The sequence below is a fragment of the Brevundimonas sp. genome (assembly GCF_035626535.1).
In the GTDB taxonomy this organism is placed as follows: domain Bacteria; phylum Pseudomonadota; class Alphaproteobacteria; order Caulobacterales; family Caulobacteraceae; genus Brevundimonas.
Genome location: NZ_DASPNO010000028.1, coordinates 1 through 22557 on the forward strand (window position 1 = coordinate 1; position 22557 = coordinate 22557).

At 69.5% G+C, this 22557-nt stretch carries 22 protein-coding genes, 3 tRNA genes and 2 pseudogenes; 25 read left to right on the forward strand and 2 right to left on the reverse strand.

Going from position 1 to position 22557, the window contains the following annotated elements; genetic code table 11:
- From VEC04_RS03750 to VEC04_RS03780, 7 genes and pseudogenes are all read left to right on the forward strand, one after another.
- A pseudogene (locus tag VEC04_RS03750) lies at nt 1-503 on the forward strand (hypothetical protein); the annotation flags it as partial.
- Nucleotides 504-587: 84 nt separating this feature from the next.
- Nucleotides 588-1094: a response regulator gene (locus tag VEC04_RS03755; protein ID WP_324773976.1), complete on the forward strand. Its 507-nt coding sequence runs from the start codon at nt 588-590 to the stop codon at nt 1092-1094.
- A gap of 318 nt (nt 1095-1412) precedes the next feature.
- Complete coding sequence (locus VEC04_RS03760) at nt 1413-3236, forward strand: terminase large subunit domain-containing protein (protein ID WP_324773978.1); 1824 nt, start codon at nt 1413-1415, stop codon at nt 3234-3236.
- Between the two features lie 42 nt (nt 3237-3278).
- The gene (locus tag VEC04_RS03765; RefSeq protein WP_324773980.1) at nt 3279-3854 is read left to right on the forward strand and encodes an NAD(P)H-dependent oxidoreductase; all 576 of its coding nucleotides are present in this window, start codon (nt 3279-3281) and stop codon (nt 3852-3854) included.
- A gap of 179 nt (nt 3855-4033) precedes the next feature.
- Complete coding sequence (locus VEC04_RS03770) at nt 4034-5998, forward strand: TonB-dependent receptor (RefSeq protein ID WP_324773982.1); 1965 nt, start codon at nt 4034-4036, stop codon at nt 5996-5998.
- A gap of 1 nt (nt 5999) precedes the next feature.
- On the forward strand, nt 6000-6518 hold the full coding sequence (locus VEC04_RS03775) for a YfiR family protein (protein ID WP_324773984.1): 519 nt from the start codon (nt 6000-6002) through the stop codon (nt 6516-6518).
- Nucleotides 6515-8497 (forward strand): ATP-binding protein, encoded by a 1983-nt coding sequence (locus VEC04_RS03780; protein WP_324773986.1) that lies wholly within the window; start codon nt 6515-6517, stop codon nt 8495-8497. Before VEC04_RS03775 ends, VEC04_RS03780 begins: the two co-directional genes overlap by 4 nt.
- Before the next feature lie 24 nt (nt 8498-8521).
- Here the strand turns inward: VEC04_RS03780 and VEC04_RS03785 are convergent, their stop codons facing one another.
- A complete protein-coding gene (locus tag VEC04_RS03785; RefSeq protein ID WP_324773988.1) occupies nt 8522-10522 on the reverse strand; it encodes an acetyl/propionyl/methylcrotonyl-CoA carboxylase subunit alpha in 2001 nt (666 codons plus the stop codon).
- 196 nt (nt 10523-10718) lie between these two features.
- Here VEC04_RS03785 and VEC04_RS03790 point away from each other — a divergent pair, with 196 nt between their 5' ends.
- The 3 genes from VEC04_RS03790 to VEC04_RS03800 all read left to right on the forward strand — a co-directional run bounded on the left by VEC04_RS03790 (nt 10719) and on the right by VEC04_RS03800 (nt 13420).
- Nucleotides 10719-12212, forward strand: a complete 1494-nt coding sequence (locus VEC04_RS03790) for a hypothetical protein (protein ID WP_324773990.1) — start codon at nt 10719-10721, stop codon at nt 12210-12212.
- Nucleotides 12213-12300: 88 nt separating this feature from the next.
- A complete protein-coding gene (gene msrB / locus VEC04_RS03795) occupies nt 12301-12786 on the forward strand; it encodes a peptide-methionine (R)-S-oxide reductase MsrB (RefSeq protein WP_324773992.1) in 486 nt (161 codons plus the stop codon).
- A 49-nt stretch (nt 12787-12835) separates the two neighbouring features.
- Nucleotides 12836-13420 (forward strand): hypothetical protein, encoded by a 585-nt coding sequence (locus VEC04_RS03800; RefSeq protein ID WP_324773994.1) that lies wholly within the window; start codon nt 12836-12838, stop codon nt 13418-13420.
- Nucleotides 13421-13462: 42 nt separating this feature from the next.
- Here VEC04_RS03800 and VEC04_RS03805 read toward each other — a convergent pair.
- Nucleotides 13463-13537, reverse strand: a tRNA-Thr gene (locus tag VEC04_RS03805).
- 99 nt (nt 13538-13636) lie between these two features.
- Between VEC04_RS03805 and VEC04_RS03810 the strand changes: the two genes are divergently transcribed.
- The 15 genes and pseudogenes from VEC04_RS03810 to VEC04_RS03880 all read left to right on the forward strand — a co-directional run.
- Nucleotides 13637-13819 carry a hypothetical protein gene (locus tag VEC04_RS03810; protein ID WP_324773996.1) on the forward strand — a complete coding sequence of 61 codons (183 nt, stop codon included), beginning with the start codon at nt 13637-13639 and terminating at the stop codon, nt 13817-13819.
- A 100-nt stretch (nt 13820-13919) separates the two neighbouring features.
- Nucleotides 13920-15209, forward strand: coding sequence for a UDP-N-acetylglucosamine 1-carboxyvinyltransferase (gene murA / locus VEC04_RS03815; RefSeq protein WP_324773998.1), 1290 nt, complete (start codon nt 13920-13922; stop codon nt 15207-15209).
- Complete coding sequence (locus tag VEC04_RS03820) at nt 15199-15675, forward strand: DUF2948 family protein (protein WP_414642643.1); 477 nt, start codon at nt 15199-15201, stop codon at nt 15673-15675. Before murA ends, VEC04_RS03820 begins: the two co-directional genes overlap by 11 nt.
- The gene (locus tag VEC04_RS03825) at nt 15672-16136 is read left to right on the forward strand and encodes a UPF0262 family protein (RefSeq protein ID WP_324774003.1); all 465 of its coding nucleotides are present in this window, start codon (nt 15672-15674) and stop codon (nt 16134-16136) included. Before VEC04_RS03820 ends, VEC04_RS03825 begins: the two co-directional genes overlap by 4 nt.
- A 103-nt stretch (nt 16137-16239) precedes the next feature.
- Entirely contained in the window at nt 16240-16458 is a 219-nt protein-coding gene (gene infA / locus VEC04_RS03830; RefSeq protein WP_003164348.1) for a translation initiation factor IF-1, read from the forward strand.
- Nucleotides 16459-16470: 12 nt separating this feature from the next.
- The gene (locus VEC04_RS03835) at nt 16471-17049 is read left to right on the forward strand and encodes a Maf family protein (RefSeq protein WP_324774012.1); all 579 of its coding nucleotides are present in this window, start codon (nt 16471-16473) and stop codon (nt 17047-17049) included.
- Nucleotides 17046-18077: an RNA-binding protein gene (locus VEC04_RS03840; RefSeq protein WP_324774014.1), complete on the forward strand. Its 1032-nt coding sequence runs from the start codon at nt 17046-17048 to the stop codon at nt 18075-18077. Before VEC04_RS03835 ends, VEC04_RS03840 begins: the two co-directional genes overlap by 4 nt.
- Before the next feature lie 4 nt (nt 18078-18081).
- The gene (locus VEC04_RS03845) at nt 18082-18246 is read left to right on the forward strand and encodes a DNA gyrase inhibitor YacG (protein WP_324774016.1); all 165 of its coding nucleotides are present in this window, start codon (nt 18082-18084) and stop codon (nt 18244-18246) included.
- A 63-nt stretch (nt 18247-18309) separates the two neighbouring features.
- Nucleotides 18310-18385, forward strand: a tRNA-Phe gene (locus VEC04_RS03850).
- A gap of 387 nt (nt 18386-18772) precedes the next feature.
- Nucleotides 18773-19678, forward strand: coding sequence for a tonB-system energizer ExbB (gene exbB / locus VEC04_RS03855; protein ID WP_324774018.1), 906 nt, complete (start codon nt 18773-18775; stop codon nt 19676-19678).
- Between the two features lie 5 nt (nt 19679-19683).
- The gene (locus VEC04_RS03860; RefSeq protein WP_324774020.1) at nt 19684-20124 is read left to right on the forward strand and encodes a biopolymer transporter ExbD; all 441 of its coding nucleotides are present in this window, start codon (nt 19684-19686) and stop codon (nt 20122-20124) included.
- A 16-nt stretch (nt 20125-20140) separates the two neighbouring features.
- Nucleotides 20141-20857: an energy transducer TonB gene (locus tag VEC04_RS03865; RefSeq protein ID WP_324774022.1), complete on the forward strand. Its 717-nt coding sequence runs from the start codon at nt 20141-20143 to the stop codon at nt 20855-20857.
- Between the two features lie 122 nt (nt 20858-20979).
- Complete coding sequence (locus tag VEC04_RS03870; RefSeq protein ID WP_324774024.1) at nt 20980-21738, forward strand: M48 family metallopeptidase; 759 nt, start codon at nt 20980-20982, stop codon at nt 21736-21738.
- A gap of 103 nt (nt 21739-21841) precedes the next feature.
- Nucleotides 21842-21918: transfer RNA gene (locus tag VEC04_RS03875), tRNA-His, on the forward strand.
- A gap of 27 nt (nt 21919-21945) precedes the next feature.
- A pseudogene (locus tag VEC04_RS03880) lies at nt 21946-22368 on the forward strand (methyltransferase domain-containing protein); the annotation flags it as partial.
- Nucleotides 22369-22557 lie beyond the last annotated feature (189 nt).

Here is a 22557-nt window from a genome sequence, read left to right on the forward strand (position 1 = left end):
CGCCCGAGGTCGAGCCGCTCGCCGCCGCCGTCGCGGCCCCCGCCCCGGTGTTCGCCACCGTCAGCGACGCCCAGCTGGCCGGCGCGGCGAGGGCGGGCTCGGGTTCGGGGCAGGGCGCCGGTCAGGGCGCGGGGCAGGGGAGCGGCCCCGGATCGGGCTCCGGCGCCCGTGGCGAGGGCTCCGGCTGCGACATGATCGGCCGGCTTCAGGAGGCGTTGCGCGCCGACGCCGAAGTCCGCGCCGCCGTCGCCGAGGCTCACCGCGCCGAGGGTCGAGGCCGCGCCCTGCTGGTCTGGGACGGCGACTGGATCCAGACCCCCGGCCAGGCGGGCAAGGGCCTCGCCGGCGTCCGCCAGGCCATCGCCCTCGAAGTCGCTTTCGCCCCCGAGGCCTGCCGCCGCCAACCCATGCGCGGGCTGGTGCTGATCACCTTCGCGGGCGGTCAGCGCGTGGTGTTCGGGAGAGGGAGCTGGCGCTGGTCGGAGATGCTGGGCGGCCGATGAGCCCGCTCCGTGCGCCGGCTGACCCTGCGCAGGGCGATCGCCCCGGGTTACTGGCCCTTAAGACAGGCGCCCTATGGGTGGTTCATGTCCGGAATCGCCGCCCTCTCCGTTCTGATCGTGGACGACACTCCGCAGATGCGGGCCATCACCGCCTCGGTTCTCGAAGGCGTCGGCATCCGCACCATTCTGGAAGCGGACGACGCGCCCACGGGGCTGGAGATCTTGCGATCCGAACCGGTGGACGTGGTCATCGTCGACTACAAGATGGCGCCTCTGACCGGCACGGAGTTCGTCCGGATCGTCCGCAACAGTCCAGACTCCCCGGATCCATTCGTTCCCATCATCATGCTGACGGGGCACGCCGACCGGCGCCGCATCTGCGAGGCGAGGGACGCCGGGGTGTCCGAATTTCTCGTCAAGCCCGTCACCGCCAGGGCGCTGATCGGCCGCCTGCAGGCGCTGATCCTCAAGCCCCGCCCGTTCGTGAAGCTCGACGGCTATTTCGGGCCCGATCGCCGGCGGATCGATCAGCCGGATGGCGGGGAGCGCAGGCGCGCCACCGACGAGAAGCTGACCATCGACATCGACTAGAACCACCTGCGGCGCACGCCCCGCCGCGCCTCACCGCCGCGCGGCGGAAGACCAGTGGGCGGCCGCCCTGTCGGATGACCACCTGCGCCGCCCTCAAGCGCATGACCCCAGCGACCGGGGCGCCGGTCCCCGGCGGCATGGCGCCGGGCCTCGATCGCCTTGCTCGGGCTGGGGCTGAGGGCCGGGCGCACCCTGCAGTGCTGGCAATCCGCGCCCAGTCCGCGAACATTTCCGCGCCAAGCCCCTGAAATCCCTCGCTCCGGCCCCGCCGCCAGCGTCACGAACGCGCCGCAGGAAGCCGCCGCCGGATAATGGGGGATGAGCCAGAAGACGCACACAGATCAAGCGGTCGCCCTGCGGACGGCGGCGCCGTGGCCGGCTGACAAGCCCTACAAACAGAGTCCGTCGGGGATGTCGCCCGACACCTATCGGGAGCTGCTGGCGCGCTATGTGGCCGGCGAGCCGATCCTCGACCTTGCGGCGGAGTATCGGGTGTCGGTCAGCAGCATCTACCGCCACGCCCGGATCAACGGGATGCGAAAGCGGGACGTCGGCGCGCCGGCGCGGCGCAAGGGGCCCGCGCCGCTGACGGTGCAGGCGCTGGACGGGGGAGGGGTCGCCCTGGTTTGCGGTCCGCTTGGTTTCCGGCTCGACCGGGAGGCGCCGGAGAAGACGGTCGACGTGCTGCTCGACCAGATCGACGCGCTGTGCGGGGTGAACAACCTGCGGGCGGCGTCGGTGCGTCTGCGGTTCGTGGAGCAGTTGCGCCGGGTGGTGATGGGCTGGCGCGGCGGGCGACCGCCGGCGCCGCCTCCGGAGGAGCTGGAGGAGGACGACGCCCCTGGCCCGCCGATCAAGCTCCGCACCTCCCAGACCCCGCCGGTGGGCCCCTGGTCCACCTGGCTGTTCCTCGGCGGCCGCGGGGCCGGCAAGACCCTCGCGGGCGCCAGCTGGCTCGCCGACCAGGCCGAACGTCTCGGCGCCGGCGGCCGCCTCGCCCTGATCGGCCCGACCTTGCACGACGTGCGCGAGGTGATGATCGAGGGCGTCAGCGGCCTCCGCTCGCTGCCCCGCTGGACCCGCGCCAGCCGGCCCGAATTCCAGTCCTCCCGCCGCCGTCTGATCTTCTCCAACGGCTGCCAGGCCTGGGCCTTCTCCGCCGAGGACCCCGACAGCCTCCGCGGCCCCCAGTTCAGCGCCGCCTGGGCCGACGAGTTCTGCGCCTGGCGGGGCGGCGGGCCGACCGGGGCGGCGGAGACCCTCGCCCTCCTCCGCATGGGATTGCGCCTGCCGCTGGCCGCCCCTACCCCGCGTAGCGGGGCCCACCCGCGACTGGTGGTGACGACCACCCCCCGGCCCACCCGCGCCCTCGTCCGCCTCCGCGACGAGGCCGGCTGCGCCCTGACCCACGCCCCCACCGCCGACAACGCCGACCATCTCTCCCCCGGCTTCCTAGACAACCTCCACGCCCTCTACGGCGGCACCCGCCGGGCCGCCCAGGAACTGGAAGGCCAGATCGTCGAACTCGACGGCGCCCTGTTCACGGCGGAGATGATGCAGAGGGCGAGAGCGCTTCCTTCTCCCCCGGGGGGAGAAGGACACCCGCGCCCGACTGCCCCCGACTACGACCGCGTCATCGTCGCCATCGACCCCACCGCCTCCACCGGCGGCGCCGCCTGCGGCCTCATCGCCGCCGCCTCCTGCCGCCGCGCGGACGGCCTCCGCTGCGCCGTCATCCTCGCCGACCGCTCGATCGCCGGGCTCGGCCCCGACGCCTGGGCCCGCCGCGCCGTCGCCCTCGCCGAGGAGTTCCACGCCTCCGCCATCGTCGCCGAGGTCAACCAGGGCGGCGACATGGTCCGCGCCGTGCTCAAGACGGCCGGCGCTAGACTGAAGATCCGCGAGGTCCACGCCACCCGCGGCAAATACATCCGCGCCGAACCGGTCGCCGCCCTCTACGAACAGGGCCGCATCAGCCACGCCGGCGCCTTCGACGCGCTCGAAGAGGAGCTGATGGCCTTCGGCGGCGAGATGGAGGCCGCCGCCTCCCTTGACCGCGCCGACGCCCTGGTGTGGGCGATCACGGATTTGCTGATCGACGCCCCCGACGGGGAGCGGGGGCCGAGAATCCGTCAATTGTGACTGCGGCCGCGAACCTTGCCCGCCCTCGCCGGTTTCCGCTCCATGACCCGCCACCGGATCGCCATCGTCGCCGGCAGCCTGCGCAGGGAGAGCCTGAACCGCAAGGTCGCCCGCTCGATCTGCGCCATCCGCGACGACGGCCTCGACTGCGGCATCGTCGAGATCGGGGACCTGCCGTTGTTCAACCAGGATCTGGAGGACGATCCACCCCCCGCATGGACCCTCTTCCGCGAGGAGATCGCCGCGGCAGACGGTGTGTTGTTCGTCACCCCCGAGTACAATCGCGGCGTCCCCGGCGTGCTCAAGAACGCCATCGACGTGGGCTCCCGCCCCTACGGCCAGAGCGTGTTCCACAAGAAGCCCGCCGCCATCGTCAGCGTCTCCCCCGGCGCCATCGGCGGCTTCGGCGCCAACCACCAGCTGCGCCAGGCCTGCGTCTTCCTCGACATGCCGGTGATGCAGCACCCGGAGGCTTATCTCGGCCATGTCACCCCCGACAGCTTCGACACGGACGGGCGGCTGAAGGACGGGCCGCTGAAGGATCTGGTGGAGACGTTGGCGCACGCCTTCCACGGCTGGGTGGACATGATCATCCGGGCGCGGGCGGCGCTGGCCTAGGAGAAGCGGCGAACAGCTCGGCGCCGGGACCCTGGAGACCCGTGACAGTGCATCCGCCGCGCCGGAAGGGGAGCCGGTCGACCGCCTTCGCTGTCCAGGAGCTGCGCTTCGCGCGGCTTTCGCCCGCCCCTTCACCCTTCTTTTAGTCGAATGAGGCATGTTCCCCGGTCGGAGGGGCAATGTCCAGCACACGAGCAATATTAGCGGCGATCGCTCTGATCCTGCCGGCGGCGGCAAGCGGCGGCGCCGCCGCGCAATCCTCGGCGGATCCTTATGAGGAACTGAGCCTCGAGGAAATTCTGCAGGCGAATGTCACGTCGGTCGCGAAACGTCCGCAGCGGGTGGAGGAGTCCGCCGCCGCCGTCTTCGTCATCAGCCGTGAGGATATCCGGCGTTCCGGCGTCACGACCCTGCCGGAACTCTTCCGCATGGTGCCGGGCATGGAGGTCGCCAGCCTCGCGTCAGGCAATGCCGCCGTCACCGCGCGTGGATTCAACGGTCGCTTCTCCAACAAGCTGCTGGTGCTTGTCGATGGCCGCGCGATCTATCTCTCGACCCTCTCGGGTGTGCTGTGGGATCAGCAGCTTCCGCCCGTCGAGGACATCGAGCGGATCGAGGTGGTTCGCGGCCCGGGCGCGACCCTCTGGGGGGCCAACGCCGTGAACGGCGTTATCAATGTGGTCACCAAACACGCCGCCGACAGCCTGGGCGTCCTTGCCGGAGCCCGCTACAGCTCTGATGAGGATGGCCGGGTGGTATTCCGGCTGGGGACGACTGCCGGCGACAGCGGGGCGCTGCGGGCCTATGTGGTGGGGCACCGGTCGGAAGGGGCCGCATTTGCGGTCCCCGATCGCCGCCATGACGTCTCCTCCGCCATTCAGGCGGGGTTCCGGTTTGACTTCGAGCCGAACGCACGGGATTCCTTCACGCTTCAGGGGGATGTCCAGACCGGCGAGTCCGATCTCTCGCAGATCGCGCCGCCGCCTTCCGCCGCGATGGCGGCTCTGCCCGTCGGGGTGCAGTTCAGCGGGCAGAATCTGCTGGGCCGCTGGACCCGAACCGACGATGGCCGGGTCAGCTCGGTACAGGTGTACTGGGACCGGTTGGAGCGCAGGGAGGCTGGGCTCGATGGCGTCCGCGATCAGGCGGACATCGATTTTTCCCAGCATTTCAGCCTCGGCGAACGTCACCAGATCGTCTGGGGCGCCGGCTATCGGTGGAGCAGCGACCACGTCGAGGTGCTGACGCCCGCGATGCGCTTCTCGCCGGAGGCGCGCAGAGATCACTGGTACGGCGCATACGTCTCCGACGAAATCTCGCTGGTCCCGGACCACCTGCGGCTCTCGCTCGGGGCCAAGGTCGAGCACAATGATTATACCGGGTTCGAATTCCAGCCGAGTGTTCGGCTGGCATGGACCGACAGCGGGGGCTGGACCGCATGGGGCGCGGTGTCCCAGGCGGTTCGGACGCCCTCACGTCTCGAGACGGCGTTGGAAGTCCATGATCCCATCGTGGCCATCTCGGCCGCGGGTGATCTCAAGGCTGAGGAACTTCTCGCCTGGGAGATCGGCTGGCGGGGGAAGCTGGGGCCGGCGGCGTCGCTCGACCTGACGGCCTATCACCACCAGTACGAGAACCTGGTGATCTGGAACGCCACTCCTGCCATGGGGCCGGGTCAGCCCTTCATCACTCTCGAGTTCGCAAACGGTGGCCGGGTCGAGAGCAGCGGCGTCGAAGCCGCCCTCGACGCGCGGTTGACGGATCGCTGGACGGTCAAGATCGCGGCCTCCGCCATGGACATGAACGTCCTGGAGAACGGGTTCCTGGTCGGCGGGCTTGAGACTTTCAGCGCCGGCGTCTCGCCGCGGCACCAACTGTCGGTGCGTTCCTGGTTCGACGTCACCGACACCATCGATCTGGATCTATGGGTGCGGCATGTGCCCGAAACCAGCGGAGGCATTGTCAAGGCGTACACCGATCTGGACATTCGCGCGGCCTGGCGCCCGACGCCGTCTCTTGAACTGTACGTCCTCGCCGAGAACCTGACCGATCGCGAACGGCTCGAGATAATCGAAACCGGTCTGGGCAGTCCTTCGGCATTCAACGAAAGACGCGTCTGGTTCGGCGTGGCGGCGCGGTACTGATATGCGCGGCTTCCTACCCCTGCTGGTAGCGATTTCGCTGATCACCGCGGAAACCGCGCAGGCTCGCCAAGTCTCCAGCGCCGGCGACGCCGCCGCCAAGGCGGCGATCATCTACAACTTCACGCGCTTCAGCAGCTGGAGCGACAGTCGTTTCGCCACGCCTGCCAGCGCGGTGGTGCTCTGTGTTCGGCCCCAACACCCTCTGGCGGCGCATCTGGCCGCCTTTGACGGCCGACCGGTGGGTGATCGCAACTTGCAGGTGAGGCGCACGGCGACGTTCGACGCCAGCTGTCACGCCGCTGTCGTGGATTCCGCGGATCTGAATCCCACGACCCTGACGTCGCTAGCCCGGCGGGGCGTGCTCACTATCGGGGATACACGCGGCTTCATTTCGCACGGTGCGATCGGACTTGTCACGATCGGACGACAGGTCCGCTTCGAGATCAACAATCGCATCGCACGGGAAGCCGGAGTTGTCCTGAGCTCGCGGTTGCTGCGTCTCGCCGTGCTGGTGCGATGATCCGGCGCATCCGTCGCATCATCGCTTCGTCGATACAGGCCAAGGTCGCCGCGGTTGCGGTCGCTACGACCTTGATCGCCCTTCTCGTCGCCTACCCCACATTCATCCTGCACGAGTGGAACAGCGACCGCGGCAGGTTGCTGGAGCAACGCGAGGTGCTGGCGGATGTGCTCGCGGCCAATGTCGCCGCCACTCTTGTCTTCCAGGACCGCGAGGCGGCGCGGGAAACCCTGGGATCCGCGGCGCAGATTCCGGGGGTCAGCGCAGTCTGGTTGTTTGACGCAGCAGGGGCCCCGTTCTCCGCCTACTCCACCGATGGCGGCGCCAGCCAGCCCACGGCCCCGCCAATGGACGGCTCGCGGTTCGATCGTGACCGACTGACCATCAGCACGCCCGTTCAGCTGGATCGCGACAGGGTCGGCACGCTCGTCCTGATTTCCAGTCTCGATGAGCTGGAACAGATGGTGCTGGGCTACACCCTCGTCTCGCTGCTCGGCCTGGGCGGCGCTGTCGCTCTCGCACTGTTCATCTCGACCTGGCTCGCGAGGGGCGTCATCCGGCCTGTCCGCGTACTCTCGAACGCCATGGTCGCGGTCCGGGAAAGCGGAGACCTCGACCTTCGGGTCGATCCCGCGGGCGAGGACGAACTGGCCGCGCTTACAGCGGACTTCAACGCGCTTCTGCAGCGACTCCGCGACAATGACGGCGCCTTGCGAACGGCAATGAGCGAATTGGTCGACGCCCGCGATCAGGCGGAGAGCGCCAACCTGGCCAAGTCCCAGTTTCTGGCCAACATGAGCCACGAGATACGTACGCCTCTGAACGGGGTCCTCGGCATGGCGCAGGTGCTTGAGAGCGCGGACCTGCCGCCGGATCAGCAGGGCAGGGTGGCGGTCATCCGGCAGTCTGGCGAACTGCTGCTCGCGGTGCTGAACGACATCCTCGACATATCCAAGATCGAGGCCGGGAAGCTGGAGGTCGTGTCGGAAGAATTCACGCTCACTGAGACCGTCGCCGCGACGTTCGACGGCTTTGTCGGCCTTGCGCAGGAAAAAGGGCTGGACTGCCGGCTGGAGCTCGACCCGGCCTGCGAGGGGGTCTGGCGCGGTGACGCGATGCGCACGCGACAGATATTGTCCAACCTGCTCGCGAACGCGATCAAGTTCACTGAAGCCGGCCTGGTCCAGGTCCGCGTCGGCGCGACGGGCGCCGGCCTCGAGATTGTCGTTTCGGACACGGGCATCGGGATTGCGCCCGAGGTCCTGCCGCAGCTGTTTTCGAAATTCTCCCAGGCGGACAGTTCGACCACCCGTCGCTTCGGCGGCACCGGTCTTGGCCTCGCGATAAGCCGCGAGCTGGCACAACTCATGGGCGGCGACATCACTGTAGAGAGTGAGCCGGGGAAGGGCGCGTGCTTCACCGTGCGGCTGCCGATGCAAAGGGTGGCGGCCGCCGCGGAACGGGCGAGCGCCCCCGCCGCCAGCCGATCGTCAGCCCGGGGCCCGCGCCGGCTCGGCTTCCTGCTCGCTGAGGACAACCCGACAAACCAGATGGTCGCACGCGCCCTGCTCGAACCGCTCGGGGCAGATCTCCGCATCACCTCGGACGGCATTGAAGCGCTTGAGTGCTGGAGGGCGGAAGAGTTTGATCTCGTTCTGCTCGATATTCAGATGCCGAGGATGGACGGACCGGATGTCGCCCGCGCCATTCGGTCCGAAGAGGCCCGGACCGGCCGGGCGCGAACGCCGATACTGGCCCTGTCCGCCAACGCCATGGCGCACCAGATCGCATCCTATCTGGAAGCGGGTATGGACGGGCACGTGGCCAAGCCCATTGAGGTGGGAAAACTCTACGGCGCAATCGAAGAGGCGCTTCAGCGGCCATCGGCGGGTGAGGGTCACGGCGACCCGGCAAGGGGCCGGCGACGCTCCTCCGTCGGCCGGCAGATCAAGGCAGCGGGCCGCCGACTCGTGGATTGATCCGGACGGAGCCGGTGCGGACCCCTACTCGAACTCCACCAGCACGTCGTCCGCCGCCACCGGGTCGCCGGCCCGGGCGCTGACCGCCTTGACCACCCCGTCTCTCTCCGCCTTGAGGATGTTCTGCATCTTCATGGCCTCGATGATGGCGACGGTTTCGCCGGTCTTGACCTCCTGGCCGACGGCGACCGGGATGGCGACGACGAGGCCGGGCATGGGGGACTGGATCAGCTTCGAGGTGTCGGCGGCCTGTTTTTCCGGTAGGCGGGCGTAGAGGGCGGCGACGGCGGGGGTGAGGACGCGGACGCGGGCCTTGGCGGCGCGGTGGCGGATGACGAAGCCGTCGGCGACGCGGGCGACCTCGGCCGTGAAGGGGCGGCCGTCGAGCTCGGCGCGGAACTGGGCCAGGCCGGGGCGCCAGTCGATGTCGCTGAGGCGCAGGGCGCGGTCCTCGCCGGCGAGCTCGAGGGTCAGGGCCTCGTCGTCGTCGTAGCTGAGGGTGACGCCGTGGGCCTCCCCCGATCCCGCACCCGTGCCGATCAGGACGATCCAGTCGGTGCGGTTCGACGGGTCGCCGGACAGCTCGGTGAGGATCTCGTTCATGGCGGCGGCGGCGGCGATGAGGATGTCGCTCTGGCGGCGGTCGGGGGCGAGGCCGTGGAAGCCGTCGGGAAACTCGTCCTGGATGTAGCGGGTGGAGAGCCGGCCGGAGCGGAAGCGCGGCTGGTCCATGACGGCGGCGAGGAACGGCACATTGTGGCCGAGGCCGCTGAGGTGGGTGTCCTCCAGGGCGCGGGCCATGCCGTCGATGGCGGCGTCGCGGGTCGGGGCCCAGGCGCACAGCTTGGCGATCATGGGGTCGTAGAACATGGAGATCTCCTCGCCCTCGCGGACGCCGGAGTCGTTGCGGACGGTGTAGCCGTCGGCGTGGGGGCCTTCCTCCGCCGTATCATACCTGACCAGCCGGCCGATGCTGGGCAGGAAGCCCCGGTACGGATCCTCCGCATAGATCCGGCTCTCGATGGCCCAGCCGTTGATCCTCAGATCCTTCTGCTGAAAGGCGAGGCGTTCGCCCCACGCCGACCGGATCATCTGCTCGACCAGATCCACCCCCGTGATCAGCTCCGTCACCGGATGCTCGACCTGGAGCCGGGTGTTCATCTCGAGGAAGAAGAACGATTTGTCCTGCCCCGCCACGAACTCGACGGTGCCGGCGCTGTCGTAGTTCACGGCCTTGGCCAGCGCCACCGCCTGCGCTCCCATCGCGGCCCGGGTCTTCTCATCCAGCAGCGGGGAGGGGGCCTCCTCGATGACCTTCTGGTTCCGCCGCTGGATCGAGCACTCGCGCTCGAACAGGTGGACCACGTTGCCGTGCTTGTCGCCCAGCACCTGGATCTCGATGTGGCGCGGGTCGACGATGAATTTTTCCAGGAAGACGCGGTCGTCGCCGAAGGCGTTCAGCGCCTCGCCCTTCACCGCGGCGAACCCCTCGGCCATGTCGGCGTCGGAGTGGGCGACGCGGATGCCCTTGCCGCCGCCGCCGGCCGAGGCCTTGATCATGATCGGGTAGCCGATTTCATTGGCGATCCGGACGGCCTCGTCGGTCGTCTCGATCAGGCCCATGTGGCCGGGGACGGTGGAGACGCCCGCCTCGGCGGCGAGCTTCTTGGAGCTGATCTTGTCGCCCATGGCCTCAATGGCCTTGGGGTTGGGGCCGATGAAGGCGATGCCCTCCTCGCGCAGGCGACGGGCGAAGCCGGCGTTCTCGCTGAGGAAGCCGAAGCCGGGGTGGACCGCCTCGGCGCCGGTCTGGCGCACGGCCTCCACGATCCGGTCGGCCAGCAGATAGGACTGCGCCGCCGGGGCCGGGCCGATCAGCACCGCCTCGTCGGCCATCTCGACCGCCAGCGAGCCGGCGTCGGCCTCGGAATAGACCTGCACCGTCGCGATGCCCATGCGGCGGCAGGTCTTGATGATGCGGACGGCGATCTCGCCGCGGTTGGCGATCAGGATCTTTGAGAACATGCGTATTCGGGGGCTCTGAAGCAAACGTGATCGCCGCCGCCATGCGGGACGGGGCGTCGCCCCGATTAGGCCGCGATCCCGGGCGAGTAAACCGACGGGGGCGTTCATCCGGACGGGGTACGGGCTTGGCAAGGCCGGCTCCTATGGGCTTTAACGCTGCCCGTTCCCTGTTCCCACGGCCCCGGAGCCCGACTTGATGTCCCGTATCCTCCCCGTCGCCGCGACCGCGGCCCTGACCTTGGCGCTGAGCGTCGGCTCCGTCTCCGCGCAGGATTTCCAGGCGCTGGCGCGTCAGGATCTGCAGGCCGCCCATGACGCGCTGGCCGCGAACCATCCCGCGCCGGTCGTGCCGGGGCAGGCCAGCGACACCTTCCGCGCCTGGCTGGACGCCGGCCTGCGCGACGCGATGTCGAAGGTCGGCCAGTCGAACAGCGGCTCCAGCCACGCCTATCTGCTGCGCTACTACGCCGCCGGCTTCCGCGATTCGAACATCGTCATCCGCCCGAGCTACGAGACCCCCGCCGACCGCTTCAAGGCGACCAGCTGGCCGGGACTGGCGACCGCCTGGCGCAACGGCCAGTATGTCGTGACCTATGTGCAGCCGGGCGTGCGCGGCCTGCCGCCGGTCGGGGCGGTGGTCACCGAGTGCAATCTCATGCCGATCGAGGAGTATTCGCGCACCAAGCTGGACCTGTGGGAAGGCGACCTGAACACCGAGGCCGGCCGCATCACCACCGCGCCCTATCTGCTGTGGAACCGCAACAACCCCTTCGCCGGTGGCACGCCGTCGACCTGCAAATTCAAGGTCGGCAACCGCCGCGAGCGCGACTATGACCTGCGGCCCGTGCCGGTCGTCCCGGCCAACCTCGAGGCCGCCTACCGCGCCACGCTGTACGCGCCGGGCCCCGTGCCGCTGTCGGTCGAGAGCGTCAACGGACGGCCGTGGATCAACGTCCATTCGTTCGCCGACGACGCCGGTTGGGACGCCTTCAACGCCCAGCTGCAGTCCCAGCTGACCACGATCCAGGGCCCGCAGGGCTTCGTGCTGGATCTGCGCGGCGGCAGCGGCTCGTCGAACCTCGGCTCGACGGCGCGCGGCTACGGTGTGCTGAACCGCATCTGGACCTCGGAATTCACCCAGAGCCGCCAGCCGACCGGCGGCGACTTCACCTATCGCGCCACGCCGGGGAACCGCCAGTGGTACGCCGACGTCATCGGCCGGATGAAGCAGGACGCCCGCTTCGTCTATGAAGCCCCGGAAGTGATCGCCCAGACGGAGGCGACCCTGGCCGCCTTCGACGCCGCCATCGCCGCCGGCCAGCCGAGCTTCACCCAGCCGCAGCCCGCGACCGCCGCCGATCCCAACGCCGCCAATCCGGTGCAGGGCCCGGTCATCGTTCTGGTCGACGCCGGCTGCTCGGGCGGTTGCCTCGACACCCTCGACCTGGTCAGCCGCCTGCCGAACGTGCGTATCGCCGGCACGACCACGGCGGCGGACTCGATCTTCATCGAGCAGACCGTCGAGCGCCTGCCGTCGACCTATGCGGACCTGGCCTATGGCCACAAGGCCTGGACGTCGCGCCAGCGCGGCAACAACCAGCCGTTCATCCCGGCGCCGGGCCTGACCTACACCGGCAACCCGGTGGACGAGAACGCCGTCCGCACCTGGGTTGGCTCGCTCTTCCAGTAGGCGCCAAGGCGCGTCGCGCTGCCTGAGCGTGGGACTACAGGGCCGGGCGGGGGTGGAACCCCCGCCCGGCCCTTCCTATTTCGGAGCCATGTCCGACATCGCCCCGACCCTGCGCTCTCCCTCCGGCTTCGACCTGACGCCGCCTGATGACGAGGAACGCGCCCGGCTGGAGGCCGACCTGTCGCCGGAGGAGAAGCGCGTCCTGCTGGCCCACGGCACGGAGGCGCCGTTCTGCGGCACGCTGCTGGGCGAGAAGCGGGCGGGGGTGTTCTGCTGCCGCGAGTGCGGCCTGCCCCTGTTCCGGGCGGGGACCAAGTTCGAAAGCGGCACCGGCTGGCCCAGTTTCACGGAGCCGGTCGACGCGACCCACGTGAAGGCGGTCACCGACCGGTCGTACGGCATGACCCGCACGGAAACCCGTTGCGCCCGCTGCGACAGCCACCAGGGCCATGTGTTTCCGGACGGGCCGCCGCCGACCGGACTGCGCTACTGCATCAACTCCGTGGCGCTGACCTTCGTCCCCGAGGGCGAGGCGCTGCCCGATCCGCTGGACCGCGGCGACGGAGTCGCCTGACCTTGGCCGCATTTGGGGCTAGGGTGGAGGTCTCGCAGGAGTCCAACCCATGCTGATCACCGCGCTGCTGATGACCGGGCTCCTGACCGGCGCTCCGTCGCTTGGCGAGCCAGGAAGCGATCAGGACGGCGTGGTGGCGACCGCCCCCGCGACGACGGTGGTCCTCGACGCGACGGCTCATCCGGTCGCGCCCGCGGTCAGCGGAGCCGAGCAGTCGGCGGATCCGCACGGCCTGAGCACCGACCAGCAGATCGCCCAATGGCTGGCCGCCCGCGCGCCGGATCCGGCGGCTCGTGACGAATCGCCCGCCTGGCGTGACGACCGCGAGATGCACGGCGAGTTCGACGTCGGCTTCGGCACCGGCGGCTATCGGAGCTATGGCGCGGCGGTGTCGCTGCCGATCGGGGAGGGCGGCCGGCTGGATATCAGCATCCGCCAGTCCGAGAACGATCCGTACCGGTACGGCTACGGCTATGGCGCCGGCTACGACGAGTATTTCGCTGACAGCGGCTATGCCTTCCCCGGCAACCCGCCGTCCGGTTACGCGCTGGACTACGAGCGCCACCTGTCCCGCCCGGACGGGCCGCCGAATCACAGGCCCGCCATCCGCCCGCAGCAGGCGTCGGAAGAATAGAAAAAGGCCCGATCCGTTGGCGGATCGGGCCCTTGTTCCGAGTGGTGCCGCCGGGGGGAATCGAACCCACGACCTCAGCCTTACCAAGGATGCGCTCTACCACTGAGCTACGGCGGCGGTCACTGAGGAAGCGGCCCTATAGCCAACGGGGGACAACGGGGGAAGCCCCGATTTGGCCTGCTTGCGAAAAAGGTCCGCAGCGGGTCTGATCGACTGATGGACGAGTCGAAGATTCCAGCGCCCCTGCCCCACCTTCCGCCCAGCCTGCCGGACCCGCTGGCGCCGCCGAAGACGCCTGCGACGGCCCGGGCCCAGCGTCTCGCGACGGCCTTGAGAGACAATCTGAAGCGGCGCAAGGCCGCGGCCCGGGCGCCGAAGCCGGTAAAGCCGAGCAACTGAAAGTCATCGGCCGTACCGTTCGGGCGGCCTTTCGCAACCCCCGTCGTCCGGGCTAGATAGCCGGCCCCCGGCGCTCCCCGCGCCGGCCTGTAGAGACGACATGGACAGCATCGCCATCCAAGGCGGCGCCCGGCTGAACGGAATCATCCCGGTCAGCGGCGCCAAGAATTCCGCCCTCAAGCTGATGGCCGCCTCGATCCTGACCGATCAGCCGCTGCGCCTGACCAACATGCCGCGGCTGGCGGACACGAAATTCCTCGGCCGGCTGCTGCGCGAGCTGGGCGTCGAGGTGACCGAGAACGGGCACGGGGAAGAGCAGGAAACCCTGTTCCACGCGGCGCAGATCAGCTCGACCTTCGCGCCCTATGATCTGGTCCGGCAGATGCGGGCCTCGTTCAACGTGCTCGGGCCGCTGCTGGCCAGAACGGGCGAGGCGAGGGTGTCGCTGCCGGGCGGCTGCACCATCGGAGCGCGGCCGGTCGACCTGCACCTTCAGGCGCTGACCGCCATGGGCGTCGAGATCGAACTGGACGAGGGCTATGTCATCGCCCGCGCGCCGAAGGGGCTGAAGGGGGCCGAGATCGAGTTCCCGTTCGTCTCGGTCGGGGCCACCGAGCACGCCCTGCTGACGGCGGTGCTCGCCGATGGCGTGACGGTGTTGAAGAAGGCCGCGCGCGAGCCGGAGATTGGCGATCTGGCCCGCTGCCTCGTCGCCATGGGCGCCCGGGTCGAGGGGATCGACACGGGCGAGCTGGTGATCACCGGCGTGAGTTCGCTGGGCGGGACCGAATGGCCGGTTATCGCCGATCGGATCGAGATGGGCTCCTACGCCGTGGCCGCGGCCATGGCCGGGGGCGAGGTGCGGCTGACGAAGGCCCGCCCCGAGCTGATGCAGGCCTTGACCGACAAGATGATCGAGGCCGGGGTCGAGGTGACGCCGACCGAAGACGGCGTCATCGTTCGCCGCGATCCGGCGCTGCGGTTGAAGGCCGTCAATATCGCGACGGAAGTCTATCCCGGGTTCGCCACGGACCTGCAGGCGCAGTTCATGGCGCTGATGACGACCGCCGAGGGCGACAGCGTCATCCACGAGAACATCTTCGAGAACCGCTTCATGCACGCGCCGGAGCTGGGCCGGCTGGGGGCGGACATTCACGTCCACGCCGGCGAGGCGGTGGTGCGCGGGGTCGAGGCGCTGCACGGCGCCCAGGTCATGGCCACCGACCTGCGGGCCTCCGTGAGCCTCGTCATCGCCGGTCTCGTCGCCGAGGGCGAAACCACGGTCGGACGCGTGTATCATCTGGATCGCGGGTTCGAGCGGCTGGAAGAGAAGCTCGGGGCCTGCGGCGCGCAAATCCGCCGGATCAAGGGCGATGGACATGAGCACTGAGGCGGCGACCGCCGACAATGCGACGACGGGAACGGCCGTGGAGCCGCTGCGCCTGCTGGCCGAGGACGCGGACGACCTGCACATCATCTCGGCCGCGCTGCAGGACGCGATCCTGCGGCCGGTCGACATCGTCTGGGAGCCCTCGGCGCGGCGGGTGACGTTGGCCCTGAGCCGGTTCTGCTGGGAGTGCGGCGGGACTCGAGTGATGTCGGCGATGCAGTTCGGCGACGTCCTGTCGGTGAAGAGCCGCCGGTTGCCGCGCGGGCCGGAGCACGCGCTGGAGCTGCTGGCGATGGATTTCGAGCCGGGCGAGGCGCCGGGTGGCCGGGTGACGCTGATGTTCGCGGGCGGCGGCGATCTGCGCATCGACGTCGAATGCCTCGACGCGGTGCTGACCGACCTGTCGGAGCGTTGGCCGGCGCGTGTGGCGCCCACCCATCTGGGCGACGGGCCGGAGCCGGCGTGAGCGAGCACCGCCTGTCCTCGGTCGAGCTGGATGCGGCGACCCTGCCGGCGGCGACGGCCGAGATCGAGCACGAGCGCCGGGTGGCGATCTTCGACCTCGTTGAGAAGAACAGCTTCGAGCCGGCGGGCGCGAGCGGCGGCCCCTATGCGTTGAAGCTCTCGCTGCTGGACGGGCGGCTGGTTCTCGACATCTCCGGTCCGGGATTCGCCAAGGCCCATGGCCTGTCGCTGAATCCGCTGAATAAGGTGGTGAAGGACTATATCGGTATCTGCGACAGCTATTACGAAGCCCTGCGCGGCACGTCGCCGAGCCAGATCGAGGCCGTCGACATGGGCCGCCGCGGCCTGCACAACGAAGGCGCCGACCTGCTGAAGGCCCGGCTGGACGGCAAGATCGCCATCGACCACGAGACGGCGCGGCGGCTGTTCACCCTGGTGACGGCGCTCTACCGGCGCGGTTGATCTCGACTATCCCGATGTTTTCAGGCATTAGGCCCGCTCTTTTCGACGCGCGCTTTCGCCCGGCGCGCGCCCAGACTTGTATTCACGGGGCGCGAGAGGCCGCATGGCTAAGGAAGAACTGCTCGAGTTTCCTGGCGTAGTCAGCGAACTGCTGCCGAACGCGACGTTCCGCGTGACGCTCGAGAACGACCACGAGATCATCGCCCATACCGCGGGCAAGATGCGCAAGAACCGCATCCGCGTGCTGGCCGGCGACAAGGTCCTGGTCGAGATGACGCCCTACGACCTGACCAAGGGCCGCATCACCTATCGCTTCAAGTAAGGGCAGGGCTGGATGGCCCGCCCTGACCTCGTGCTGGCGTCGGCCAGCCCGCGCCGCGTGGAGCTGCTGGCGCTGGTCGGGATCGTTCCCGACCGAATCGAACCCGCCGACATCGACGAGACGCCGCTGAAGGACGAGACGCCGCCGCGCCTCGCCGCCCGGCTGGCGCGCGCCAAGGCCGGAGTGGCCGCCGCGCGGGCGCCGGACGCGGTGGTGCTGGCCGCCGACACCGTGGTGGCGGTGGGCCGCCGGCTGCTGGAGAAGGCGGCCGACGAGGCCGAGGCGGTGCGCTTCCTGAAGCTGCTGTCCGGACGCAATCACCGGGTGTTAACGGGGGTGGCGGTCGCCACCGGAAGGCTGATCCGGCATCGGGTCGTCGAGGCGCGGGTCAGCTTCAAGGTTCTGTCCGACGCCGAGATCGCCGCCTATGTCCGATCAGGGGAGTGGCGGGGCAAGGCCGGGGGCTACGGCATCCAGGGCCGGGCCGGGGCCTTCGTGACGCGAATCGTCGGCAGCTATCCGGCCATCGTCGGCCTGCCGCTACATGAAACGGTCAACCTGCTGGCCGGGGCCGGCTGGCGGGCGGAGTGAGCGAGCTCGAGACCTTTCTGGACGAGACGCCCGGCGAGGTCCGGGGCATGGTCGTTCGCAACGGCCGTTTCGAACACCTGATCCTGCAGAGAGAGAGTGACGTCGCACAGCATCGGCTTGGCGCGCGGGCGGCAGGCCGGGTCGCCGCCGTCGATTCCGGGCTGAAAGGGGCGTTCGTGGATCTGGGTGCGCGGGAGCCCTTCGGCTTCCTGCCGCTGCGCAAGAGCGACCGGATCGCCCTCGGGGAGAAGGTCGAGGTCGAGGTCTCGGCCGAACCGCGCGAGCACAAGGGGCCGACGCTGCGCCTCATCGGGGCGGGTGAGGGCGAGCCGCGGCTGCTGCGGCCCGCGCCGACGGTGGCGGAAACGCTTGCCCGACTGGCGCCGGGCGTCGAGCCGCGCACCGGGGCCGCGGCGATGCGGGCGAGTCTCGAGGCGGAGGAGGAGGCGCTGGCGCCCGGGGCCCTGTTCGCGCATCTCGGCGTGCGGCTGGCGGTGGAGCGGACGCGCGCCCTCGTGGCGGTGGACATCGATCACGCCCCCGCGCCGGGCCGCGGCGGACCGCGCGACAGGGGCCGGGCTAACCGCGATGGGCTGATGCAGGCGGCGCGGCTGATCAGGCTGAAGGGCTGGGGCGGACTGGTGGCGGTCGATCTGGTCGGGACCGGCCACGATGGGGCGGCTATGCTGGCGGCGGCGAAGGCGGCGTTCGGGAGCGATCCGGAGATCGCCTTCGGGCCGGTCAACCGCTTCGGCGTGCTGATGCTGTCCCTGCCGTGGCGAATGAGGCCGATCGAGGAGCGGTTGCTGGGGCCGGACGGGCGGCCGACGCCTGAGACCCGGGCCATCGACGCGGTGCGGCGGCTCGGGCTGGCGCTGGCGGGGAATACGGCCGCTCCTCATCTGACACTGCGGTGCCCGGCCGCGATCGCGGCTGTGGCGGAGACGCTGGCGGCCCGGCTGGGTCCGCGGGCCAGGGTGAAGGCCGATCCCGCGCTGTCGGGCGGCGTGGAAATCGATGAAGGCTGAAGCGATGGCGACCTGTCCCATCTGCCGGCGCTTGCCGGCCGACGCGAAATACAAGCCGTTCTGCTCCAAACGCTGCGCCGACGTGGATCTGCAGCGCTGGTTCGCCGGCTCCTACGCCGTTCCCGGCCCGGCCGACGACGCGCCTTCCCGGGACGACGAGGAAGGCTGACATGACCGCTGGACACCTGAAAACGGCTCGCCTATAGACGCCGCTCTCGCGAATGGACGCCTCGCCTGGGTAGCTCAGTTGGTAGAGCAGCGGATTGAAAATCCGCGTGTCGGTGGTTCGAATCCGCCCCCAGGCACCATCCTCTCCGGACACCGGGAGACATCGGTGTCATCCATCATGAAATTGTCGCTTTCGGCCTGAATCCTCGCCGTTGAACACGCTTGCTCTCCCGCAGGGGGAAAAGCGCCGTTGCGCACTTGACGCTCTGGTAAGCGTTCGCCAAAGGAGCTTGACCGCTTTCCTTGGCGAGCGGTCGGCGGAGGCGGGATTCTCCATATCCCGACGCCGTCGACACCGCCCCGGAAGCCGACAGGCAACCGGAAGCGTCAGGAGGCGTTCCGCAGACCGGAGTTCCGCAAGGGGCCCCGGCGCTGCAGACGAGATTTTCATGGAGGGGCGGGCGTCGTCTGCGGCCGTTCCTCAGGGTTCCACCGAGTCAGACCAAAAAAGCAGGAACTGGCGAACTATGCTCGATATCAAGAAGACCAACATCCTCCTGGCCATGGCCGGCGCCGCCGTCCTGATGGCCGGTACGCCGGTCCTCGCGCAGGATGCCACCGCCCCGGCCGCCGCTCCGGCCGCCGCGGCTCCCGCTGCGACCACCACCGCGGCTCCCGCTCCGACGACCGAGGCGGCTCCGGCCGCTGACGCCGCGGCGCCCGGCGAAGTCGGCGGCGAAAGCCACGGCAAGCTGACGCCCGCGCGCATGTTCATGGACGCGGACATCGTCGTTAAGGTCGTCATGATCGGCCTGCTGCTCGCCTCGGTATTCACCTGGGTGATCCTGCTGATCAAACTGTTCGAGTTCGGCGCCCTGAACCGCAGCACCGACCGCTTCCTCGAAGCCTTCCGTCAGACCCGCACGATCGCCGACATGCGCCGCGTGGCCACTTCGGAAGAGTTCGAAGGCAACCCGCTGGCCGACATGGCCGCCGCGGCCACCGACGAAGTCGAGCTGTCGCGTCAGGCGGGCCTCTCGGTCACTGGCGATCACCGCGACTCGGCGATCAACCGCGCCCAGGCCGCCGTCTCGGCCGTTCAGTCCGGCCTGGCCAAGCGCCTGTCGGGCGGCCAGCAGTTCATGGCCTCCGTCGGTTCGACCGCGCCGTTCATCGGTCTGTTCGGCACCGTCTACGGCGTCATGAACTCGTTCATCGGCATCGCGAACACAAACACGACCAACCTGGCCGTCGTCGCCCCCGGTATCGCCGAGGCGCTGCTGGCCACCGGAATCGGCCTCTTCGCCGCTATCCCGGCGGTTATTTTCTACAACTACTTCAACACCCGCATCGCGGCCTACGGCACCCGTTCGGACGGCTTCAACGCCGAGCTGATGAACGCCGTGTCGCGTAACCTCGACAAGGGGGCGTAAGTCGGATGGCCGCCAAACTTTCAGGTGGCGGCGGCGGCAAGTACGCCATCGAGCAGAACAGCGAGATCAACGTCACGCCGTTCGTGGACATTATGCTTGTCCTGCTCATCATCTTCATGGTGGCGGCCCCGCTCGCCACCGTGTCGGTGGAGGTGAAACTGCCGGTGGCGGTCGCACCGATGGCACCGAACCCGCCGAAGCCGTTCTACGTCTCGATCCAGGCCAACTCGCGGGTCTATATCGGCGACAACGAGGTCCTCGAGGGCCCCGATGGCGTCGGGGCCACGTTGCTCGATCTGATCGGCAACAAGACGCCGTCGGACGAGCGGATCTTCATCCGCGCGGATCAGACGACCCGGTACGGGGATTTCATGCAGGTCATGAATTCGCTTCAGGACAGTGGTTTCTACAGCGTCGCCCTGGTCGGCGAAGACCAGTCGGCATAGTAGGAGCGGTGAAAACATGACTGAAGTCGAATATCATCGCAGTCTCTACGACCCGCCGAAGCCGAAGGGCATTTTCGGGGTTCCCCCGCACGTGTTCATCGCCAGCGTCGTGGTCGTGTGCCTGCTGTTCGCCCTGCTGGCCTTCTATTTCATCAACGCCCAGTTCAAGCTGCGCGAGGTGAACTATTCGGACGACTCCGTCGACGTCGAGCTGATCGAACCGATCCCGCCGCCCCCGCCGCCCCCGCCGCCCCCGCCGCCGCCGCCGGAAACGGCGCCGCCGCCGAAGCTGCAGGTGCGTGTGCCGGCTCCGCTTCCGGTGACCCTGCCGGTGCCGCCGCTTCCGGTGCCGCCGACGCCGAAGGAAGACCGGATCCCCTCGACGATCCCGCCGGGCCGCATCGACGGACCGGTGACGATCCCGCTGCCGCCGCCGCCGCCGCGTCCGCCGGAAATCAGCAACGTGACCTGGCAGCGCCAGCCCGCGCCTGAGTTCCCGGAACGCGCTTCGTCCCGCGGCATCGAGTCCGGCACCGTGCAGCTGGTCTGCAACGTGTCCCCGAACGGTTCGGCCACGAACTGCTCGATCGTGTCGGAGGATCCCGCCGGCGCCGGGTTCGGTCAGGCCGCGCTTCGCTCGATGTCCAGGGCGCGGTTCTCGCCCCGGACGGTCGACGGGGTGGCCGAAGGCGGGCGCGCCCGCTTCACCATCCGGTTCCGTCTGGCCGAATAGGCCGGCAGGTTCCAGCAAAAGACGAGACGCCCCGGCCCCAGCGGCCGGGGCGTTTTCGTATGCGGCGGGAGCGATCGGGCCTGCTCGGGCGTTGTGCGGCGAAGCCGAAACGGAGTTCGCCGATGACCCGCCCCCTGACCCGCCCCCTGACCGTGGCCCTTGCGGCCGCCACCGCCCTGTCACTGGCTGCCTGCGCCTACAACGAGACCCTCGGCCGCAGCCAGTTCCTGATCGTCGACGACAACGCTCTGACCCAGCAGTCCGAGGCCGCCTGGGCGCAGGCGCTGCGCACCCAGCCGACCTCCTCAGACGCCGCCGCCAACGCCCGCGTCCGCCGCGTAGGCGCCCGGATCGTCGAGGCGGCCGGCCTCACCGACCGGAGCTGGGATTATGCGGTCTTCGTCAGCCAGAGCCCCAACGCCTTCGTCCTCCCCTCGGGCAAGATCGGCGTGACCACGGGCCTGCTGAACCTGGTCCGCAACGACGACCAGCTGGCCGCCGTGCTCGGTCACGAGGTGGGCCATGTCGTCGCCCGCCACGCCGCCGAACGCTACTCCTCGTCCGCCGCGACCAGTCTGGTGCTGAGCGGCGTGCAGAGCGCGGCCGGCGACTACGCCAAGGCGGCCGGCGCGATCGGCGGCCTCGGGGCCCAGCTCGGCGTGCTGCTGCCGTTCTCGCGCCGCCATGAGCTGGAGGCCGACCGGCTCGGCGTGGACTATCTGCAACGGGCCGGCTACCGGCCGTCCGAGGCCATCGCCCTGTGGCGGCTGATGGCCGAACAGCGTCAGGGCTCGACCCCCGAGTTCGCCTCGACCCACCCTTCGGACGCCAGCCGGATCGCGGCGCTCCAGGAGTATATCGCGTCGAAGGGGTGGACGTAGCGATCAGGGGCCTGGTTCCAGGCCCCGCCCTCGTCCCAATCTTCGAAATCCACCTTGATCGCCGCCAGCGACACGGCTAGACACGCCGCTCGCGCGGATACGTGCAGCCTTAGCTCAGCTGGTTAGAGCGCCGGTTTGTGGAGCCGGAGGTCCTCAGTTCGATCCTGAGAGGCTGTACCATCGCCCGATCCACGGAGGCGATCCGGCATGACCGACACGCCCCCCGCGTGGGACCCCCTTCAGTACAGCCGCTTCGAACGCGAGCGCGACCGCGCCGCCCATGACCTGCTGGCGCGCCTGCCCGACGACCTGGTCCCGGCGGAGATCTGGGATCTGGGCTGCGGCGCCGGGCAGCATGCGGTCCGGCTGAGGGCCCGATATCCGGAGGCGCGGGTGCACGGGCTGGATTCCAGCGAGGCCATGCTGGAGCAGGCGAGGGCGCGGGGCCGCGATATCGACTGGCGGCGGGGCGACATCGCGGGCTGGGCGCCGGAGCGGCCGGCGGACCTGATCTTCGCCAACGCCTCGCTGCACTGGCTGCCCGACCATGAGGCGCTGTTGCGGCGGCTGACCGGGGCGCTGGCGCCGGGCGGCGTCATCGCCGTGCAGATGCCGATGGCTCACGAAACGCGGCATCATGCGCTGATGCGGGAGGTGGCGGCGGAGGGGCCTTGGGCAGGGGCGCTGGCGGGGGTCGGCGCGATCGCGCCGCTGCTGGAGCCGGAGGCCTATTACGCGGTGCTGGCCGAAGCCTGCCGGGAGGTCGACATCTGGGCGACGACGTATTTGCAGGCGCTGTCGGGGCCGGACGCGGTGCTG

Excerpts from the sequence above, each read along its gene's own strand:
- infA (WP_003164348.1), top strand. The coding sequence starts at position 16,240 with ATGGCTAAGGAAGAACTGCTCGAGTTTCCTGGCGTAGTCAGCGAACTG.
- VEC04_RS03770 (WP_324773982.1), top strand. The coding sequence starts at position 4,034 with ATGTCCAGCACACGAGCAATATTAGCGGCGATCGCTCTGATCCTGCCG.
- VEC04_RS03760 (WP_324773978.1), top strand. The coding sequence starts at position 1,413 with ATGAGCCAGAAGACGCACACAGATCAAGCGGTCGCCCTGCGGACGGCG.
- VEC04_RS03860 (WP_324774020.1), top strand. The coding sequence starts at position 19,684 with ATGGCCGCCAAACTTTCAGGTGGCGGCGGCGGCAAGTACGCCATCGAG.
- VEC04_RS03835 (WP_324774012.1), top strand. The coding sequence starts at position 16,471 with ATGGCCCGCCCTGACCTCGTGCTGGCGTCGGCCAGCCCGCGCCGCGTG.
- VEC04_RS03800 (WP_324773994.1), top strand. The coding sequence starts at position 12,836 with ATGCTGATCACCGCGCTGCTGATGACCGGGCTCCTGACCGGCGCTCCG.
- VEC04_RS03755 (WP_324773976.1), top strand. The coding sequence starts at position 588 with ATGTCCGGAATCGCCGCCCTCTCCGTTCTGATCGTGGACGACACTCCG.
- VEC04_RS03790 (WP_324773990.1), top strand. The coding sequence starts at position 10,719 with ATGTCCCGTATCCTCCCCGTCGCCGCGACCGCGGCCCTGACCTTGGCG.
- VEC04_RS03845 (WP_324774016.1), top strand. The coding sequence starts at position 18,082 with ATGGCGACCTGTCCCATCTGCCGGCGCTTGCCGGCCGACGCGAAATAC.
- msrB (WP_324773992.1), top strand. The coding sequence starts at position 12,301 with ATGTCCGACATCGCCCCGACCCTGCGCTCTCCCTCCGGCTTCGACCTG.
- VEC04_RS03785 (WP_324773988.1), bottom strand. The coding sequence starts at position 10,522 with ATGTTCTCAAAGATCCTGATCGCCAACCGCGGCGAGATCGCCGTCCGC.
- exbB (WP_324774018.1), top strand. The coding sequence starts at position 18,773 with ATGCTCGATATCAAGAAGACCAACATCCTCCTGGCCATGGCCGGCGCC.
- VEC04_RS03820 (WP_414642643.1), top strand. The coding sequence starts at position 15,199 with ATGAGCACTGAGGCGGCGACCGCCGACAATGCGACGACGGGAACGGCC.
- VEC04_RS03775 (WP_324773984.1), top strand. The coding sequence starts at position 6,000 with ATGCGCGGCTTCCTACCCCTGCTGGTAGCGATTTCGCTGATCACCGCG.
- VEC04_RS03765 (WP_324773980.1), top strand. The coding sequence starts at position 3,279 with ATGACCCGCCACCGGATCGCCATCGTCGCCGGCAGCCTGCGCAGGGAG.
- VEC04_RS03865 (WP_324774022.1), top strand. The coding sequence starts at position 20,141 with ATGACTGAAGTCGAATATCATCGCAGTCTCTACGACCCGCCGAAGCCG.
- VEC04_RS03810 (WP_324773996.1), top strand. The coding sequence starts at position 13,637 with ATGGACGAGTCGAAGATTCCAGCGCCCCTGCCCCACCTTCCGCCCAGC.
- VEC04_RS03870 (WP_324774024.1), top strand. The coding sequence starts at position 20,980 with ATGACCCGCCCCCTGACCCGCCCCCTGACCGTGGCCCTTGCGGCCGCC.
- VEC04_RS03780 (WP_324773986.1), top strand. The coding sequence starts at position 6,515 with ATGATCCGGCGCATCCGTCGCATCATCGCTTCGTCGATACAGGCCAAG.
- murA (WP_324773998.1), top strand. The coding sequence starts at position 13,920 with ATGGACAGCATCGCCATCCAAGGCGGCGCCCGGCTGAACGGAATCATC.